Origin of the sequence: Ruegeria lacuscaerulensis (assembly GCF_013034685.1) — a bacterium.
GTDB classification, from domain to species: domain Bacteria; phylum Pseudomonadota; class Alphaproteobacteria; order Rhodobacterales; family Rhodobacteraceae; genus Ruegeria; species Ruegeria lacuscaerulensis_B.
The window spans coordinates 22,605-41,010 of the sequence record NZ_WQGO01000001.1 but is presented as its reverse complement, the minus strand read 5'-3'; the positions used below and the strand labels follow the sequence as shown (position 1 = coordinate 41,010).

Sequence of the window (18,406 nt, the reverse complement as noted above, 5' to 3'; positions counted from 1 at the left end):
GCAGTGATTGCCGCCCGTTCAAGGGTGTGACACAAGAGAAGGCGACAGGACAATGGCGGATCTTCTGACGATGAGCGACAAGAAAAACGCAGACAAGCAAAAGGCGCTCGACAGCGCGCTGGCCCAGATTGAACGGCAGTTCGGCAAGGGCTCGATCATGAAGCTGGGCGAGGATTCCAAACAGGATATCGAGGCCAGCTCGACCGGATCGCTGGGTCTGGATATCGCGCTGGGGATTGGCGGTCTGCCGATGGGCCGAATTGTTGAGATTTACGGGCCAGAAAGTTCGGGCAAGACCACGCTGACGCTGCATTGTATTGCAGAACAACAAAAGCGCGGCGGTGTCTGTGCGTTCGTTGACGCGGAACACGCGTTGGACCCGCAATATGCTCGTAAGCTGGGTGTCGATCTGGACGAATTGCTGATCTCGCAGCCGGACACGGGCGAGCAGGCGCTTGAGATCACTGATACTCTGGTGCGCTCGGGTGCGGTGAATATGGTTGTGGTCGACTCGGTCGCGGCGCTGACGCCGAAATCTGAGCTGGAGGGCGACATGGGCGACAGCAATGTCGGCGTGCAGGCCCGTCTGATGAGCCAGGCGATGCGCAAGCTGACCGGCTCGATCAGCCGTTCGAATTGTATGGTGATCTTCATTAACCAGATTCGGATGAAAATCGGCGTCATGTTTGGCAGCCCGGAGACGACCACTGGGGGCAACGCGCTGAAATTCTACAGCTCGGTGCGTTTGGACATTCGGCGTATCGGCGCGATTAAGGACCGCGATGAGGTTGTCGGCAACCAGACCCGCGTCAAAGTTGTAAAAAACAAGGTGGCCCCGCCGTTCAAGCAGGTGGAATTCGACATCATGTATGGCGAAGGCATCAGCAAGATGGGCGAGCTGCTGGATCTGGGCGTTAAGGCCGGTGTGGTTGAGAAGTCGGGCTCTTGGTTCAGCTACGGGGACGAGCGGATCGGGCAGGGGCGTGAGAATGCCAAACAATATCTGCGCGATAACAGTCGCTCGGCGTTGGAGATTGAGGACAAGATCCGCGCCGCGCATGGGTTGGACTTCGACATGCCGCCCGGTGCCACTGAGGATGACGATATTTTAGAAGCCTGACGGCATCCCGGAATTGTGAACGCAGGGCGGTCCATTGGGGCCGCCTTGTTTCGTTTGCGCAGCCTCACCTGTGGACTATCCGCAGGGACAGCGATAAACCCGTTTTCGAACAAGATGATTGCGCGCTGAGAGAGCCTTATGCCCACGCTGAACGATATCCGATCGACCTTTCTGAACTATTTCGCCAAACAGGGGCATGAGGTTGTCGCCTCCAGCCCGCTGGTGCCGCGCAATGACCCGACCCTGATGTTCGTGAACTCGGGCATGGTGCAGTTCAAGAACCTCTTCACCGGGCTTGAGACGCGCGACTACAGCCGGGCGACCACTGCGCAGAAATGTGTGCGTGCAGGTGGCAAACACAACGATCTGGACAATGTGGGCTATACCGCGCGCCACCACACATTCTTTGAGATGCTGGGGAATTTCTCGTTCGGTGACTATTTCAAGCATGAGGCGATCCCCTTCGCGTGGGAGCTGATCACCAAGGAATTCGGCATCGACAAGAACCGCCTGCTGACCACGGTCTATCACACCGACGATGAGGCATTCGAGATCTGGAAAAAGGTCGGCGTGCCCGAAGACCGGATCATCCGCATCGCCACCAGTGACAATTTCTGGCAGATGGGCCCGACCGGTCCCTGTGGTCCATGCACCGAGATTTTCTATGACCATGGCGACCACATCTGGGGCGGCCCTCCGGGTTCGGCCGAGGAAGACGGCGACCGGTTCATCGAAATCTGGAACATCGTTTTCATGCAGAACGAGCAGTTCGAGGACGGCTCGATGGTGGAACTGGACATGCAGTCCATCGACACTGGCATGGGGCTGGAGCGGATCGGCGCTCTGCTACAGGGCAGTCATGACAACTATGACACGGACCTGTTCAAAACGCTGATCGAAGCGTCTGCCGATGCCACCGGTGTGGATCCTTATGGCGATCAGAACGTGCATCACCGCGTGATTGCGGATCACCTGCGGTCGACCTCGTTCCTGATTGCCGATGGCGTGATGCCCAGCAATGACGGCCGCGGTTACGTTCTACGCCGGATCATGCGCCGTGCAATGCGCCATGCGCATTTGCTGGGTGCAAAAGACCCGGTGATGCATCGCCTTGTGCCCTCGCTGGTGCAGCTGATGGGCGCGCAATATACAGAATTGGGGCAGGCGCAGGCGCTGATCGAAGAAACGCTGCTGCTGGAGGAAACCCGGTTCAAGCAGACCCTCGATCGCGGTCTGAAACTGCTGGATGATGAGGTCGCGGGCCTGCCCGAGGGCGAGGCTCTGCCCGGTGATGCAGCGTTCAAACTGTACGACACATATGGCTTTCCGCTGGATTTGACGCAGGATGCGCTGCGTGAAAAGGGCCGGACTGTGGATACCGACGGGTTCGATGCAGCCATGGCCGAACAAAAAGCCAAAGCGCGCGCTGCTTGGGCGGGTTCGGGTGAGGCGGCGGATCAGGCCGTTTGGTTTGATGTACTGGACAGCGCAGGGGTCACGGATTTCCTGGGTTATGACACCGAAAAGGCCGAAGGTCAGGTGGCTGCTCTGGTCGTGGATGGCGCGCTGGTCGAAGCTATTGAACAGGGTGGCACCGGTTGGGTTATCGTGAACCAGACCCCATTCTATGGTGAGGCCGGTGGTCAGGTCGGCGATACCGGTGAAATCCGTCGGCTTGAGAACATGCAGGACGTGGCCAAGGTCGAGGACACCCGCAAATTTGCCGAAGGCAAGGTCTATGCGCATAAGGTAACGGTCAGCCAGGGCACACTGTCCAAGGGCGACGCGGTCGAGCTTGAAGTCGATCATACCCGCCGCAGCGCGATCCGGGCAAACCACTCGGCCACGCACCTGCTGCACGAGGCGTTGCGCGAAACGCTGGGCGATCATGTAGCCCAGCGGGGGTCTTTGAACGCAGCGGATCGTTTGCGGTTCGATTTCAGTCATTCTAAGGCGCTTGCTCTTGACGAAATCCAGAAAGTCGAGCGGGAGGTGAATGATTTCATCCGACAGAACTCGGCCGTTGAAACACGGATCATGACACCGGAGGATGCGCGCGCATTGGGCGCTCAGGCGCTGTTTGGCGAGAAATATGGTGACGAAGTGCGCGTCGTGTCGATGGGCAAAGCGGCAACTGGCAAAGGTCAGGACGGTGAAACCTGGTCCATCGAGCTGTGCGGCGGTACGCATGTGCGTCAGACCGGAGATATTGGCACTTTCGTTGTGCTGGGCGACAGTGCCAGCAGTGCCGGTGTGCGTCGGATCGAGGCCCTGACTGGGGATGCCGCCTTCCGCTATCTGTCGGCACAGGATCACCGTCTGGCGCAAGTTGCACTCGAGCTGAAAGCGCAGCCCGATGATGTTGTTGGCCGGGTGAAATCCCTGCTGGACGAGCGCAAGGCATTGCAGAACGAAGTGGCGCAATTGCGCCGTGACCTGGCGATGGCAGGCGGTTCAGGGCAAGGCGGTGCCGAGGCCAAGGACGTGAACGGTGTGCCGTTCCTGGCACAGGCCCTTACAGGCGTGTCTGGCAAAGACCTTCCTGCTTTGATCGACGAACACAAAAGCCGTTTGGGCACGGGCGCTGTTCTGCTGATCGCGGATGCGGGCGGCAAGGCGGCGGTGGCCGCCGGCGTGACCCCGGATCTTACCGATAAGGTCTCGGCCGTGGATCTGGTGCGCGCGGCGGTGGCCGAACTGGGTGGCAAAGGCGGCGGTGGTCGCCCCGACATGGCACAAGGTGGTGGTAAGGACGCTACAAATTCCGAGGCTGCGATCAAAGCGGCCGAACACGTTTTGGGAGGATAATATGGCAGCTCTCTGGATTGCACATGTGACGGTGACGGACACAGAAGCATATGGGAAATATGCAGAATTGGCCGGACCGGCGATTGCCAAGCATGGTGGAACATTTATCGCGCGCGCTGCACGCTATGTACAGCTTGAAGGAAAAGAACGCCCACGCAATGTGGTCGCGCGCTTTCCTTCGCTTGAGGCTGCGGTCGAGTGCTACAACTCGGATGAATACCAGGCTGCGCTGGATTTCGCACGTGATGCAAGCGAGCGAGAATTGGTGGTTGTTGAGATCACCGAATAGAATCGCACCTGCTGCCGTGTACCTGTGAAGGGTGACAGCGCTTTGATGCGCGGATTTTGGCCCAGTCGGACAAGTTTTACTATGTATCGACTGGGTCATCTATTTGATTTCAAAAAAACCTTATATATTTCAAATATTTGCCTTGTCATCCGTTGAGGTGGAACAAAGCGCGCGCCCCACAATTGTGACCGCAGCACCGCAATTCTTGCCTGAAATGGTCATATTGAGTGACGAATTTCCGCCTCTTTTCCCCGTCAATTTTCCCTTAGATTGCGTCGACGTGCCCGTTTACCGATAGTTTCCGAAATGGGGATACGGTCCGGTTTGTCGGCAATCGCTTGGATGAACCAGGATCGAGGGACAGACATGATATCGTTTGGCAGTGAACTCGGAACCGTTGTTAGGCGCCTTGTGCCTGCGACGGCTCGGGCTGTTGGCCTAGCTGCATTGGCATCCGGGGCACTTTTTGCACCCGCCCCGGCCGAAGCCCGAGAAAACAGCTTTATCCAGACAGCTGTTTCGTCTCCCCCACCTTCAGGTGCGCGACAATTGTGTCGACAATATACTTGGGCCTGTTCCAGCAAGCGCTCGGTTGTGCTGACCAGCCAGCAAGAGATGCAGATTGTGAACCGTGTGAACCGCCGCGTAAATGCGACGACGCGTGAAGTGACCGACCAATCGCAGTACCGCACGCGCGAACGCTGGGCGTTGCCGACTTCGCTTGGCGGTGATTGCGAAGATTTTGCCCTGCTGAAGAAACGTGATCTGATCCGAGCAGGTATTGATCCCAGCAAGCTTTTGATCGCCACAGTGCTTGACCGACAGAGAAACGCACATGCCGTTCTGGTCTATCGGTCCGCCTCGGGGGATCTTGTTTTGGACAATCTGACCAATCGGATCAAACCCTGGTCGGATACCCGCTATTTCTTCTTGCGGATGCAAGACCCTCGGAAACCCAGCAGTTGGGTGGGAGTCTACGGGCGTTCTTAGCGTGACCCGATACTAGAGCGCAGGACGAAAAAAGAGGCGACCGTTTGGTCGCCTCTCTGTCTTTGGGTAAACGGGCCCAGATCAACTTTCGTCGTCGTTGGCACCATGGCCTTGGCCGGGGCTTGCGTCTTCACCACCGTTGCCGCCACCGTTGTTGCCTTGGTTACCGTTGTTGCCGCCGTTCCCGTTCCCGTTGCCGTTCCCGTTTCCGTTGCCACCGCCGTTGCCGTTGCCGTTGCCGTTGCCGTTGTCACCGCCGTCGCCGTTGTCACCGCCGTCGCCGTTGTCACCGCCGTCGCCGTTGTCACCACCGTCGCCGTTGTCACCACCGTCGCCGTTGTCACCGCCGTCGCCGTTGTCACCGCCGTCGCCGTTGTCACCGCCGTCGCCGTTGTCACCGCCGTCGCCGTTGTCACCACCGTCGCCGTTGTCACCACCGTCGCCGTTGTCGCCACCGTCGCCGTTGTCACCACCGTCGCCGTTGTCACCACCGTCGCCGTTGTCACCGCCGCCACCGTTGTCACCGCCGTCGTCGTTGCTACCGCCGTCGTCGTTGTCACCACCGTCGCCGTTGTCACCACCGTCGCCGTTGTCACCGCCGTCGTCGTTGTTACCGCCGTCGCCGTTGTCGCCGCCGTTACCGTTGTCGCCATCGTTATCGGATTCATCCGCATCACCGTCGCCGGTGCGCTGTGTATTTGAAGCGATCGTTGCGGTAGGAATATCCGTCAGAACCGCCGCAAAAGCCGGGCAGAACTCAGATGTACGTGCCAGAATGTCTTCGAAATCTGCGCGTCTCTGAATATAGCGCAGCATCCGTGCGTCAACCACAGAGCATCCGCACAGAGTTTCAGTTGAAACCGACTGACGCGCTGTTTTTACGGTGCACTTGTCGGCGGCCAAGGCCGGTGCCGCAAACGGAATTGCGGCCGAAATGAAAACAATTGACAATAAACGAGATTTTACGCGCATGGCGTTACTCCTTAGTACTCATTAAGCCGTATTTGCACGAACACTCGTGCCATACTTTAAACATAATTACAGCCATCCCTCGTCACATTTTCAAGAAGTGCGGGAAAAAGAAAAGCCCTCAATTTCGGGGCAAAAAAGGAAAATATATTAAAAACAACAATAAAGCCCGCCGGCGAGGCGGGCCTATATGTTGTGTGTTTTTCCGTGGTGGACGCAAATATGTCACGATTGTGGAATTGTTTCCACACTGTGAACTGTTTTACAGTCTTTTAGCTAGGCGGACTTTGCCATGCGTTTGCGTTCGTGCGGGTCCAGGAATCGTTTGCGCAAGCGGACCGCATTGGGCGTGACCTCGACCAATTCGTCATCGTCGATATAAGCGATGGCTTCCTCCAACGAGAACTGGACATGAGGCGTAAGGCGCACCGCATCGTCCGAGCCGCTGGCACGAACGTTGGTCAGCTTTTTGCCCTTCAGCGGGTTCACTTCCAGATCATTGTCGCGCGAATGCTCGCCGATCACCATACCCTGATAGACATCTGTTTGTGGCGCCACGAACATGCGGCCACGCTCTTCAAGGTTCCACAGGGCGTAGGCGACCGCCTGACCTTTCTCCATCGAGATCAGAACGCCCGCGCGACGTCCGGGGATCGCTCCCTTATGCGCGGCCCAGCCGTGGAACACGCGGTTCAGGACACCGGTTCCGCGGGTGTCGGTCAGGAATTCACCGTGATAGCCGATCAGTCCGCGCGAGGGGACATGCGCGATGATGCGGGTCTTGCCGGCACCTGCAGGGCGCATCTCGACCAGTTCACCCTTGCGTGCACCTGTGATTTTTTCGATCACAGCGCCCGAGAATTCGTCATCCACGTCGATGGTGACTTCTTCGATGGGCTCCAGCCGCTGGCCGTCTTCTTCGCGGAACAGGACCTGCGGGCGTGAGATACTGAGTTCAAACCCTTCGCGGCGCATGTTTTCGATCAGAACGCCCATCTGCAATTCGCCACGGCCTGCGACCTCGAACGCCTCGCCACCGGGGGTGTCGCTGATGCGGATGGCGACATTCGATTCGGCCTCTTTCATCAGGCGGTCACGGATCACGCGGGACTGGACCTTTTTGCCGTCACGACCGGCCAGAGGCGAGTCGTTGATGCCAAAGGTCACTGTGATGGTCGGCGGGTCAATGGGCTGAGCGGGCAGGGCCTCGTCCACCTGCGGGGAAACCAGCGAATCTGCCACGGTTGCCTTGCTCATGCCTGCGATGGTGACGATGTCACCGGCTTCGGCCACGTCGATGGGCTGTTGCGCCAAACCACGGAAGGCCAGAATTTTCGAGGCGCGGAAGTTTTCGATCAGGGTCCCGTCGCGCGACAGGGCCTTGAGGCTGTCACCCGCTTTCAGAGTCCCGCTTTCCACACGGCCGGTCAGAATGCGGCCGATGAACGGATCGCTGCCCAGCGTGGTGGCCAGCATGCGGAAGGGTTCGTTTTTTTTGTCGGCCTGTTTCGGCGCAGGCACGTGATCCACGATCAGATCAAACAGAGCGGTCAGGTCCTTGCGGGGGCCATCCAGCTCCATATCCGCCCAGCCCGAGCGGCCCGAGGCGTACATGGCCGGGAAGTCCAGTTGATCATCATCGGCGCCCAGATTGGCGAACAGGTCGAAACATTCATCCAACGCGCGGTCGGGTTCAGCGTCGGGCTTGTCGACCTTATTCAGCACAACGATCGGACGCAGGCCCAGTGCCAGCGCTTTGGAGGTCACGAATTTGGTTTGGGGCATCGGACCTTCAGCGGCATCTACCAGCAGAACTACGCCGTCGACCATCGAGAGGATGCGCTCTACCTCGCCGCCGAAGTCGGCGTGGCCAGGGGTGTCGACGATGTTGATGCGGGTGCCTTTCCACTCGACCGAAGTCGCTTTGGCAAGGATGGTGATACCGCGCTCGCGTTCCAGATCGTTGCTGTCCATGGCGCGTTCCGCCACGGCCTGATTTTCCCGGAACGCGCCGGATTGTTTGAGCAGCTCATCCACCAGGGTCGTTTTACCGTGGTCCACGTGAGCGATGATTGCGATATTGCGCAGGTCCATGAGGTCAGCCTTAAAACGGGAAGTTGCCGCGCGCATAGCGCGGTTTGAGCAAATAGGCCAGCCCTAACCGGCGGTCAGTGCCCTGCAGTCTTGGAAAACAGGTGAATGACGAGGATTCCGGTCAGGATCATGCTCAGTCCAAGCACGGCGGGCCAATCCAGGCGCTGGCCAAATACTACGAAGCCGATGATCGCGATCAGAGCAATGCCCATACCGGACCAGATTGCATAGACGATCCCGACGGGCATGTAGCGAAGAGTCAGCGCCATCAGATAAAACGCAATGCCGTATCCGACCACCACGAGAACCGAGGGCCAGAACCGTGTGAACTGCTGACTGGCTTGCAAAGCGGTGGTGCCGATGGTCTCGGCGATCACGGCGAACAACAGGATGAAATAGGCTTTGGGCATCGGGGTCTCGATCTGAGTGTGGCGGCTTGGATTGACCATGAAACTATCGGCGCAGGCAAGGCCTTTCTTGCGCAAAGTAGAGCGTTTGAAGATCGTGCGGATTTACTTCAATTGGTCAGGATTACCGGACTGTTTTTGAAAAAGAAAAATGGTATCAAAGCGATAGTTTTTCGAGTTTAAAGGTTTTTGAAAATGACGATTTTTGCGAAATCCGTGGTCGCTCTTTCCGCCTTGATTGTTCTTTTCGGCTGGTTGGTCAGCGCGGGGTAATCTCGTGACAAAGCAGATCAGGAAACCATACGTGAAGTGGGCGTTCAGGTCTGATTTCATACTGGGGCAAGAGGTCACGCGGGGTGGCGACTGGCGAAATGGGCCTCAAGCTGCGGCCGCAGCCATGACCAAAGCTGCGGTGCGCCTCGGTTGATCGGAACGCCAACGCGGCTGTCGATCTGCGCAAGGCTCACGTTATAGTCCACCCATGATCCGCCACCGGTGGCGAGGTTGCCGATTGGGGTTTGGAACCGGTCAATGGCCTTGGCGAATTGTGCATCAGGCGTTTCGGCCGTTTCGAATTCGAGCCAAATCGCGTGAAACGCGTCGCGCTGGTCGGTGGGCAGAAGCCCAAACAGACGCTCCGCGGCAGCACGCTCTTCGGCTTCCTGCGCGGCTTTGTCTACTTGGCCGTGGATAGGGTGGTCGCCCGCATCGATTTCTACAATGTCATGCAACAACAACATCCTGAGCACGCGCGAGATCGAAACCTCAGCCCCACCATATTCTGCCAAAACCCACGCAAACAGCATGATATGCCAAGAATGTTCAGCCGAGTTTTCAAAGCGGTCGTTCGACAACAGTCGCGAGGCCCGCAGAACCGCTTTCAACCGATCGGCTTCCACCAAAAAGGGAAGGCGGGCTGAAAACGCGGTTTCGACTGGGGCTTCATTGCGCAAGATCGCATGGGCATGCGCGAATGCGGCGGGGAAAGCTGTTTCAAGATAGGCCGCGCGCCCTGCGCTCAGGTTGTCTTGGGCAATCTCGACATGGTCCGGGTTGGGTTCAGGCGCGCACAGGACCTGAAACAGAGGCTGGCACCGGTCCAGTCGCTTGGCGAATTGCGCGTCAGGCGTCGCGTCTGCTTCGAACTCTTGCCAGAGGGACAGAAATGCTTGCGCCTGATCCGACGGCAACAGGCCAAAAAGCTCAAGCGCCGCTGCGTGTTCGGCTTCCTCTACCGCGTCCCAGTCTGTTTTTAGGTGGATGGGATGATCGCCGACCACGATCTCGACCAGATCATGCAGCAACAACATCTGGATCACGCGGTCGATCTGCACCTCTGCCTCGGCCAGTGGGGACATGACCAGCGCCCACAAGGCCAGATGCCAGCTATGTTCGGCGGCGTTTTCGGCCCTCGACTGGTCCAGCAGCGTGTTGGCGCGATTGACGGATTTCAGCTTGTCCGCCTGTTTCAGAAACGAGATCTGAGCGGACAGCCGTTCTGTCATTGCTTTTCGATCGCCTTCACCTGACTGCGGTGTTCCGCCAGTCTCTGCACCACGAATTTTCGCGCTTTGCGTTCGGCCAAACGAACGCGAATTTCGGTCAGAAACGCCTCTTCCAATGTCTGGGACGAGGCGCCCAGCATCTCGCCAACTTCGACAAAGAACCGGTCGTCGCCAGTTTCGTCCATCACTTTCATTGTGTCTTCGGCCAGCTTGGACGCCAGTGAAGTGATCGTGTCGGACATCAGCGCGTATTCTCGGTCAGGCGGCGTTTCACATAGTCGCTGACATCGGTGATCAGCGTGTCCATATGGCGGTCCTGGAAGAAGTGATCGGCGCCTTCCACCTCGTTATGAGTGATGGTGATGCCCTTTTGCTCGTGCAGCTTATTGACCAGCGATGTGGTATCCGCCGGAGGGGCCACGCGGTCTGCCGATCCGTTGATGATCAGCCCCGAGGACGGGCAAGGGGCCAGGAACGAAAAGTCGTACATATTGGCAGGCGGCGAGACGCTGATAAAGCCGGTGATCTCGGGGCGGCGCATCAGCAACTGCATCCCGATCCACGCGCCAAAGGAAAACCCTGCGACCCAGCAATGTTTCGAGTTGTTGTTCATCGACTGCAAATAGTCCAGCGCCGAGGCCGCGTCGCTCAGCTCGCCCACGCCCTGATCGTATTCGCCCTGGCTGCGGCCCACGCCACGGAAGTTGAACCGCAGAACGGTGAACCCCATGTTATAGAACGCGTAGTGCAGGTTATAGACCACCTTGTTGTTCATGGTCCCGCCGAATTGAGGATGCGGGTGCAGCACGATGGCGATCGGTGCGTCTTTTTCCTTTTGCGGGTGGTAGCGGCCTTCCAAGCGGCCTTCTGGTCCGGGAAAAATCACCTCGGGCATGTGTGCGTCGGTCCTGTCTTTTTCTTCTGGGTGCCCAGAAATACTTGACGGTTATCGTCGGGCACCTTAGAACGGTTCTAATTGTGATGCTGGGCGCCGAAGCGCTGCCTGTCGGAGATACGCACTGGCAGCGGCGACGTCAATGATTTCGCGCGTAAACTGCCATGAGGGAATGCAAATGAAGCTGTCGACCAAGGGTCGTTATGCGATGGTGGCGCTGGCCGATATCGCCCTTCAGCCCTCGGGCGGGCTGGTGACGCTTGGCGAAATTTCGGCGCGTCAGGATATCTCACTGCCGTACCTTGAGCAGCTCTTCGTCAAACTACGCCGGGCCGACTTGGTATCGTCGGTGCGTGGACCGGGTGGCGGCTATCGTCTGGCCCGCCCCGCATCCGAGATCCGCGTGGTTGAGATTCTGGCCGCAGTCGATGAAACCGTCGACGCGTTGCAAAAAGGCGCAGGTGCGACCGGGGCGCTGTCTGGCAGCCGGGCGCAATCTCTAACCAATCGACTGTGGGAAGGGCTGAGCGCCCATGTCTACGTTTTCCTGCATCAGACGCGCCTATCGGATGTGATTCAGAACGATCTTGCGCCTTGTCCGGCGGTGCCCAGCCTGTTTGCCGTTGTGGACGAATAAGATGGCAGGGAACAAACAAAATGTTCTGGTCGGCGAAAAGGTGAATCCGTGACACGTGTTTACCTGGACCATAATGCAACAACCCCACTGCGCCCCGAGGCACGCGAGGCGATGATTGCCGCGATGGAGATGTGCGGCAACCCGTCCTCGGTCCATGCTGAAGGTCGCGCGGCCAAGGCAGTGATTGAGCGTGCGCGGGCACAGATTGCGACTGCATTCGGGGCGGATGGTGCGGATATCGTATTCACATCAGGATCGACCGAAGGGGCAGCGCTGGCTTTGGAAGGTCGAAGTCTGCACGGGGCTGCCATTGAACATGATGCGGTTCGCGCGTGGGCGATGGAAGACTTGCCAGTTTCCCCGGACGGGGCTGTTACAGTGACCGATCCGGCGCAATCCACGCTGCAACTTGCCAATTCCGAGACAGGGATCGTTCAGGCGTTGCCTGCAGGTCTGGCGGTGACGGATGCGACTCAGGCGTTCGGGAAACTGCCGGTGGCGTTCAACTGGCTGGACGCTCAGATGGCATTGATCTCGGCCCATAAGCTGGGCGGTCCAAAAGGCGTTGGCGCGGTTGTGATGAAGCGCGGCACCGATCTGCCCGCCCGGATCAAGGGCGGTGGGCAAGAGATGGGGCGACGCTCGGGCACCGAAAATGTCATTGGAATCGCGGGCTTCGGGGCTGCTGCTGAAGCTGCTGCGCGTGATCTGGCCGATGGAGTTTGGGCGCGGGTCAAAGAATTTAGAAATATTCTAGAAAAGGCCCTTGAGGCCGGTTCTAAATCTACTATTTTTGTCGGGAAAGAACGCGAACGCCTGCCGAACACCCTGTGTTTCGCCACCCCCGGATGGAAGGGTGAGACACAGGTCATGCAAATGGATCTGGCAGGGTTTGCGGTTAGCGCGGGTTCGGCCTGTTCCAGCGGCAAGGTGCGTGCAAGTGCGGTTCTGACCGCAATGGGATTTGACGAGGCTACAGCGTCCAGCGCCATTCGCGTTTCGCTGGGGCCTGAGACAACGGAAGAAGATGTGCTGCGTTTCGCGGAAACGTGGCTGGAAAAAGAGAAAAAGCATCGCGCGCGGGCCGCGTGATCAGACGGAGGGTGTCTTATGGCCGCTTTGGACCAGACCCAGGTAAAAGAAGGTGTCGATCAGGAAACCGTGGATGCGGTACGCGAGGTCGGAACCTATAAATACGGCTGGGAAACCGATATCGAGATGGAATACGCGCCCAAGGGCGTGAACCCTGATATCGTCCGCCTGATCTCGGAAAAGAACGAAGAGCCCGAGTGGATGACCGAATGGCGTTTGGCCGCGTTCGAGCGCTGGACTCAGATGGATGAACCGAACTGGGCGATGGTCAGCTATCCCAAGATCGACTTTCAGGACCAGTATTACTATGCCCGTCCCAAGTCGATGGAGGAAAAGCCCAAGTCCTTGGATGAGGTTGATCCCAAGCTGCTGGCGACTTACGAAAAGCTGGGTATCCCTCTGAAAGAACAGATGATTTTGGCGGGGGTCGAAGGTGCCGAGGATGCCCCGGCTGAGGGTCGCAAGGTTGCCGTGGACGCGGTGTTCGACTCGGTTTCTGTTGGAACCACGTTTCAGGAAGAGCTGAAGAAAGCGGGTGTGATCTTCTGCTCGATCTCTGAGGCGATCAAAGAGCACCCCGAATTGGTCAAGAAGTATCTGGGTTCGGTGGTTCCGGTCTCGGACAACTTTTACGCCACGCTGAATTCGGCCGTGTTCTCGGATGGCTCGTTCGTTTACATCCCGCCGGGCGTGCGCTGCCCGATGGAGCTGAGCACCTATTTCCGTATCAACGCGGAGAACACAGGCCAATTTGAACGTACGCTGATCATTGCCGATAAGGGCTCGTATGTGTCCTATCTGGAAGGCTGCACCGCACCCCAGCGCGATACCGCACAGCTGCACGCGGCTGTGGTCGAGATCATCATCGAAGAAGATGCCGAGGTGAAATACTCGACCGTCCAGAACTGGTTCCCCGGTGATGAGAATGGCAAGGGCGGCATCTATAACTTTGTGACCAAACGCGCCGATTGCAGGGGCGACCGTTCTAAGGTGATGTGGACGCAGGTCGAGACCGGTTCCGCTGTAACATGGAAATACCCGTCCTGCATCCTGCGGGGCGAGGAAAGCCAAGGCGAGTTCTATTCGATTGCCATCGCCAACAACTATCAGCAGGCCGACACCGGCACCAAGATGGTCCATCTGGGCAAAAACACCAAGTCACGCATCGTGTCCAAGGGCATCAGCGCGGGTAAGGCGCAGAACACCTATCGTGGTCTGGTCTCGATGCATCCCAAGGCTAAGAACAGCCGCAACTATACCCAGTGTGACAGCTTGCTGATCGGCGACAAATGCGGGGCGCACACAGTGCCTTACATTGAGGTCAAGAATAACTCATCGCGCGTTGAGCATGAGGCGACCACATCCAAAGTGGACGACGATCAGCTGTTTTACTGCCGACAGCGCGGCATGGACGAGGAAGAGGCCGTGGCGCTTGTCGTCAACGGGTTCTGCAAGGACGTGTTGCAGGCGCTGCCGATGGAGTTTGCCATGGAAGCGCAGCAACTGGTCGCCATCTCGTTGGAGGGGTCGGTGGGTTAACCACCTGCCTGTTTCAAAAAGGACGTCTCACATTGGCTGCGCACTCGAAATATGTGCTGAAAACCGCTGCGCCTGCCGGGTATTGCGCCCGGCGGACCGCTGGGGTTTTGCGCGGCGCTGGCGTGGGGCGGAGATAGGCGATGGAACAGTCTGTAGCGCATCCCGACAAGCAGCCGGTCAAGCTGTATTGGTGGGCCAGTCGTCCCAATTTTGGCGATGACCTGTCACGCGATGTCGTGTCTTTCGTGGCCGGCCGCGATGTGGTCTGGACCAAACCTGTGCGGGCGGATTTGTTTGCGATCGGGTCCATCATGTCATTGGCCCGCAAAGGGGCGCTGGGGCGTGGATCGTCACATAAGCCGATGATCTGGGGAAGTGGATGTCTTGAACCGCTTCCTGCGGATTTTGTCGAGACGTTGCAGTCGCCGAAAACCGTGCGCGGGCCGATCACGGCGTCCCTGCTGAACCTGCGGGGCGTAACCTACGGTGATCCCGGTATACTCGCGGCCAAGGTGCATGCCCGGAGCGAACCACAGCAGGATATCATCGGCATCGTTCCGCATCACACCGAGGTTGACGATCGTGCAATTCAAAATCTGGTCGGCTCAGACCCGCGTTTTCGCCTTATCGACACGCGGCGCCCGGCCAAGGTCGTGTGCGATGAGATCGCGGCCTGCTGCATGGTGTTTTCATCCAGCCTGCACGGGCTGATCGTGGCCGACAGCTACGGCGTGGCCAACCATTGGTTTACCCACAAGGAAATACATACGAAGCCCGGTTTGAAATTCTACGATTATGCAACCGGAATAGAACGTGCTTTGCCCATGCCTCTTGGGGTGGACGACATTGCGCAAAAAGCGAAACAAGAGCCTCCGGCAACGCTGACATACCAGGATGGTATCGAACGAAGTCAGTCGAACCTGTTGGAGAGCTTTTCAACGAACAGTCAGGAAACGGAACTCCATCATGCTTGAAATCAAGAACCTGCACGTGAAACTTGAGGAAGAAGAAAAGCAAATCCTTAAAGGTGTCGATCTGACGGTCGAGGCCGGTAAGGTGCACGCGATCATGGGGCCGAATGGCTCGGGTAAGTCGACGCTCAGCTATGTGCTTTCGGGGCGCGACGGGTATGAAGTAACCGATGGGTCGGCGACTCTGGGCGGTGAAGATCTGCTGGAGATGGAACCGGAAGAGCGCGCCGCCGCTGGTGTCTTTCTGGCGTTCCAATACCCGGTCGAAATTCCGGGCGTGGGCAACATGACCTTCCTGCGTACCGCCGTGAATGCCCAGCGCAAGGCGCGCGGTGAGGATGAGCTGTCAGCGGCTGACTTCCTGAAAGAGGTCCGCGCCAAGGCCAAGTCGCTGAAAATCGACGCAGACATGCTGAAACGCCCTGTCAATGTTGGCTTCTCGGGCGGTGAGAAAAAGCGCAACGAGATCCTGCAAATGGCGATGCTCGAGCCCAAGATGTGCATCTTGGACGAAACCGACTCGGGTCTGGATGTGGACGCGATGAAGCTGGTGGCAGAGGGTGTGAACGCGCTGCGCGACGAAGGACGTGGGTTCTTGGTGATCACGCACTATCAGCGCCTGTTGGATCACATCAAACCGGACGTTGTGCACATCATGGCGGACGGCAAGATCGTCAAAACTGGTGGCCCCGATCTGGCACTGGAAGTTGAAAACAACGGTTATGCAGACATTCTGGCCGAGGTGAACTGATGGCGCTGCCCGAAGTGAAACAAACCGCTACCGAGGCGCGGTTGGCCAATCTGGTCATGCCCGACGCCGGTTGCACCCGTGCCGCGCGCGAAGACGCGCTGGCCCGTGTGTTGGAAATGGGTCTGCCCGGTCGCCGGGATGAGTATTGGAAATACACCCGCCCGGATACGCTGGTCGCGCCCGAGGCCCCTCGGGCCGCACTGTTCGATCCGGACGAGGCCATGTTGTTCGCCGATCTGGACCGTTTGAAGATCGTTTTCGTTGATGGCGTTTTCAGCCCTGAGGAATCCGATGATCTGACTCTGGAAGGTGTCACCATCGACCGGATCGAGGACATTTGCTTCAAGGATATTCATTGGGCGAAAGAGCTGTACGGCGTGCTGGAAGCGCGGGGTCAATCGCCTGTGCAACGTCCTCTGGCGGCGCTGAACACGGCTTTTGCGGCGGATGGGATTGCGATTCATGTCTCAGGCAAGCCGTCCAAGCCGATCAGCTTTATTTATCGCCATGCCTCGGAAACCTCTGACGCGATGCTGCACCATATCATCCGCGTCGAAAGCGGTGCCGAGGTGACGATCCTTGAAAACGGCCCGGCGGCTTCGCGTTTCAACAAATGCATGGAGATCGACATTGCCGATGGTGGGGTGTTGCATCACGTGCGGGCGCAAGGCCGCGATCATGAACGTCGCGCGGCGACCCATATGTTCACGCGGCTTGGGCAGGAATCGGTCTACAAATCCTTCACCCTGACTGTGAATGGCGTGCTGACGCGCAACGAACAGGTGGTCGAGCTGACCGGAGACGATGCGGTGGCCCATGTTGCCGGTGCCTGCGTTGGCGACGGGGACTTCCACCACGACGATACCGTGTTCATCACCCATGACGCCGTGAATTGCGAAAGCCGTCAGGTGTTCAAGAAAGTGCTGCGCAACGGTGCCACCGGCGTGTTTCAGGGCAAGATCCTTGTCAAGGAGGGCGCGCAGAAGACGGATGGCTATCAGATCAGCCAATCGCTGTTGCTGGACGACGACAGCCAGTTCCTCGCCAAGCCCGAGCTTGAGATCTATGCTGATGACGTGGCGTGTTCGCACGGTTCGACCTCGGGCGCGATTGATGAAACGGCCCTGTTCTATCTGCGCTCGCGCGGGATTCCGACCAAAGAGGCGACCAACATGCTGACGCTGGCGTTTCTGGCCGAGGCCGTGGACGAGATCGAAGATGACGCCCTGTCGAAGGCCATTGTCGATCGCCTTGAAGGCTGGTTGTCGCGGCACAGCTGATGCCGGTGACGTCGGATATCGCCGCCACGTATCGCGGGCCAGGGCGCGTTGTGCGTCGGCTGCTCGATCTGGGCCAGCGCGAAGATCGCGCGCTGGTCTTTGTGATGGCGTTTTGCATTGTAGCTTTCGTTGCGCAATTGCCCGGCCTGTCTCGCCGTGCCCATCTGGAAGGGCTGGAGCTGAATATGCTCATGGGCGGGGCGTTGCTGGGCACGGTGATCATCCTGCCCCTGTTCTTCTATCTGCTGGCGTTCATCTCGTATGGCGCGGCGCGGTTGGTTGGAGGGAAGGGGACAGCTTACGGCGCGCGGGTTGCTTTGTTCTGGGCGCTTTTGTCCTCATCCCCGTTGGTGCTGTTGAACGGTCTGGTGGCGGGGTTCATCGGGTCAGGGCCGACACTGACTGCGGTCGGGCTGATCTGGTTCGTGGTCTTCCTGTGGTTCTGGCTGGCAGGGTTGCGACAAGCACAGAGGGGGTCGCAATGAGCGTACAAGCGTTGATCAGTTTGGCCGTTTTGACGGTGACAAGCCCGGCCGACGCGGCACGACAGTTGCTGACCCTGCGTCCGGGACGAGAGGCGCTGTGGTTGGCGTTCTTCCTAGCGGTTGTGCTGAACGGGTTGTCTCAGGTCGCTGTGCAACAGCTTGTGATGGTCCCCGAGGGGGATCTGGCCGCGCCATCTCAGCCGGTCTTTCTGGGCTTGCTGCAATCTGCCAGCATTCTGTTGTACAGCATTGTTGCGTTCTTGCTGATCGGACGGTTCCTGGGCGGGGTGGCCTCGTTTGAAGATGTCATGACCCTGATGGTTTGGTTGCAGTTTCTGCAAGTTGCAGCGCTGCTGGTGACACTGATGATCGCCATGGCGTTGCCGTTTCTGATGGTGATTTTTGTGCTGGCCAGTTTCATCGTCAGCCTCTACATCACACTTCATTTCATCAATGAAGCGCATAAGTTCGGTTCGATCTTGAAATCCTTTTGGGTCATAATGTTATCTGCTGTTCTTGCAGTTCCATTTGTCCTGATGTTGATGCCCAGCGGCCCCGTATAGGGAAGAAAATA

Annotated in this window: 18 protein-coding genes; 12 read left to right on the top strand and 6 right to left on the bottom strand. The window is 58.2% G+C overall.

Going from position 1 to position 18,406, the window contains the following annotated elements:
• Window positions 1–52: 52 nt before the first annotated feature.
• The 4 genes from recA (at window position 53) to GOV80_RS00220 (ending at window position 5,207) form a co-directional block, all read left to right on the top strand.
• A complete protein-coding gene (recA, locus tag GOV80_RS00235) occupies window positions 53–1,120 on the top strand; it encodes a recombinase RecA (RefSeq protein WP_170354230.1) in 1,068 nt (355 codons plus the stop codon).
• A gap of 138 nt (window positions 1,121–1,258) precedes the next feature.
• A complete protein-coding gene (alaS, locus tag GOV80_RS00230) occupies window positions 1,259–3,928 on the top strand; it encodes an alanine--tRNA ligase (RefSeq protein ID WP_170782421.1) in 2,670 nt (889 codons plus the stop codon).
• A 1-nt stretch (window position 3,929) separates the two neighbouring features.
• Window positions 3,930–4,217 (top strand): DUF1330 domain-containing protein, encoded by a 288-nt coding sequence (locus tag GOV80_RS00225; RefSeq protein ID WP_170782420.1) that lies wholly within the window; start codon window positions 3,930–3,932, stop codon window positions 4,215–4,217.
• 306 nt (window positions 4,218–4,523) lie between these two features.
• Window positions 4,524–5,207, top strand: coding sequence for a transglutaminase-like cysteine peptidase (locus GOV80_RS00220; protein ID WP_336510100.1), 684 nt, complete (start codon window positions 4,524–4,526; stop codon window positions 5,205–5,207).
• Window positions 5,208–5,288: 81 nt separating this feature from the next.
• Here the strand turns inward: GOV80_RS00220 and GOV80_RS00215 are convergent, their stop codons facing one another.
• The 6 genes from GOV80_RS00215 to GOV80_RS00190 form a co-directional block, all read right to left on the bottom strand.
• A complete protein-coding gene (locus GOV80_RS00215) occupies window positions 5,289–6,179 on the bottom strand; it encodes a hypothetical protein (protein ID WP_170782418.1) in 891 nt (296 codons plus the stop codon).
• 273 nt (window positions 6,180–6,452) lie between these two features.
• Window positions 6,453–8,270, bottom strand: coding sequence for a translational GTPase TypA (gene typA / locus GOV80_RS00210; protein ID WP_170782417.1), 1,818 nt, complete (start codon window positions 8,268–8,270; stop codon window positions 6,453–6,455).
• Window positions 8,271–8,344: 74 nt separating this feature from the next.
• Window positions 8,345–8,680, bottom strand: a complete 336-nt coding sequence (locus GOV80_RS00205; protein ID WP_170769849.1) for a DMT family transporter — start codon at window positions 8,678–8,680, stop codon at window positions 8,345–8,347.
• A gap of 344 nt (window positions 8,681–9,024) precedes the next feature.
• Window positions 9,025–10,182 carry an HD domain-containing protein gene (locus GOV80_RS00200; RefSeq protein ID WP_170782416.1) on the bottom strand — a complete coding sequence of 386 codons (1,158 nt, stop codon included), beginning with the start codon at window positions 10,180–10,182 and terminating at the stop codon, window positions 9,025–9,027.
• Entirely contained in the window at window positions 10,179–10,424 is a 246-nt protein-coding gene (locus GOV80_RS00195) for a hypothetical protein (protein WP_170769790.1), read from the bottom strand. The genes GOV80_RS00200 and GOV80_RS00195 overlap by 4 nt, the downstream gene beginning before the upstream one ends.
• A complete protein-coding gene (locus GOV80_RS00190; protein ID WP_170324952.1) occupies window positions 10,424–11,077 on the bottom strand; it encodes an alpha/beta hydrolase in 654 nt (217 codons plus the stop codon). Before GOV80_RS00190 ends, GOV80_RS00195 begins: the two co-directional genes overlap by 1 nt.
• Before the next feature lie 178 nt (window positions 11,078–11,255).
• On the opposite strand from GOV80_RS00190, the gene iscR reads away from it, so the two are divergent.
• The 8 genes from iscR (at window position 11,256) to GOV80_RS00150 (ending at window position 18,395) form a co-directional block, all read left to right on the top strand.
• A complete protein-coding gene (gene iscR, locus GOV80_RS00185) occupies window positions 11,256–11,714 on the top strand; it encodes a Fe-S cluster assembly transcriptional regulator IscR (protein WP_170782415.1) in 459 nt (152 codons plus the stop codon).
• A gap of 48 nt (window positions 11,715–11,762) precedes the next feature.
• Window positions 11,763–12,806: an aminotransferase class V-fold PLP-dependent enzyme gene (locus GOV80_RS00180; RefSeq protein ID WP_170782414.1), complete on the top strand. Its 1,044-nt coding sequence runs from the start codon at window positions 11,763–11,765 to the stop codon at window positions 12,804–12,806.
• Between the two features lie 18 nt (window positions 12,807–12,824).
• Complete coding sequence (sufB, locus tag GOV80_RS00175; RefSeq protein WP_170782412.1) at window positions 12,825–14,345, top strand: Fe-S cluster assembly protein SufB; 1,521 nt, start codon at window positions 12,825–12,827, stop codon at window positions 14,343–14,345.
• Window positions 14,346–14,485: 140 nt separating this feature from the next.
• Window positions 14,486–15,319: a glycosyltransferase family protein gene (locus tag GOV80_RS00170; RefSeq protein ID WP_170782411.1), complete on the top strand. Its 834-nt coding sequence runs from the start codon at window positions 14,486–14,488 to the stop codon at window positions 15,317–15,319.
• Window positions 15,312–16,067, top strand: a complete 756-nt coding sequence (gene sufC, locus GOV80_RS00165; RefSeq protein ID WP_170782409.1) for a Fe-S cluster assembly ATPase SufC — start codon at window positions 15,312–15,314, stop codon at window positions 16,065–16,067. Before GOV80_RS00170 ends, sufC begins: the two co-directional genes overlap by 8 nt.
• On the top strand, window positions 16,067–17,347 hold the full coding sequence (sufD, locus tag GOV80_RS00160; RefSeq protein ID WP_170782407.1) for a Fe-S cluster assembly protein SufD: 1,281 nt from the start codon (window positions 16,067–16,069) through the stop codon (window positions 17,345–17,347). The genes sufC and sufD overlap by 1 nt, the downstream gene beginning before the upstream one ends.
• Complete coding sequence (locus tag GOV80_RS00155; RefSeq protein WP_170782406.1) at window positions 17,347–17,832, top strand: YIP1 family protein; 486 nt, start codon at window positions 17,347–17,349, stop codon at window positions 17,830–17,832. The genes sufD and GOV80_RS00155 overlap by 1 nt, the downstream gene beginning before the upstream one ends.
• Window positions 17,829–18,395 (top strand): Yip1 family protein, encoded by a 567-nt coding sequence (locus GOV80_RS00150; RefSeq protein WP_170782405.1) that lies wholly within the window; start codon window positions 17,829–17,831, stop codon window positions 18,393–18,395. The genes GOV80_RS00155 and GOV80_RS00150 overlap by 4 nt, the downstream gene beginning before the upstream one ends.
• Window positions 18,396–18,406 lie beyond the last annotated feature (11 nt).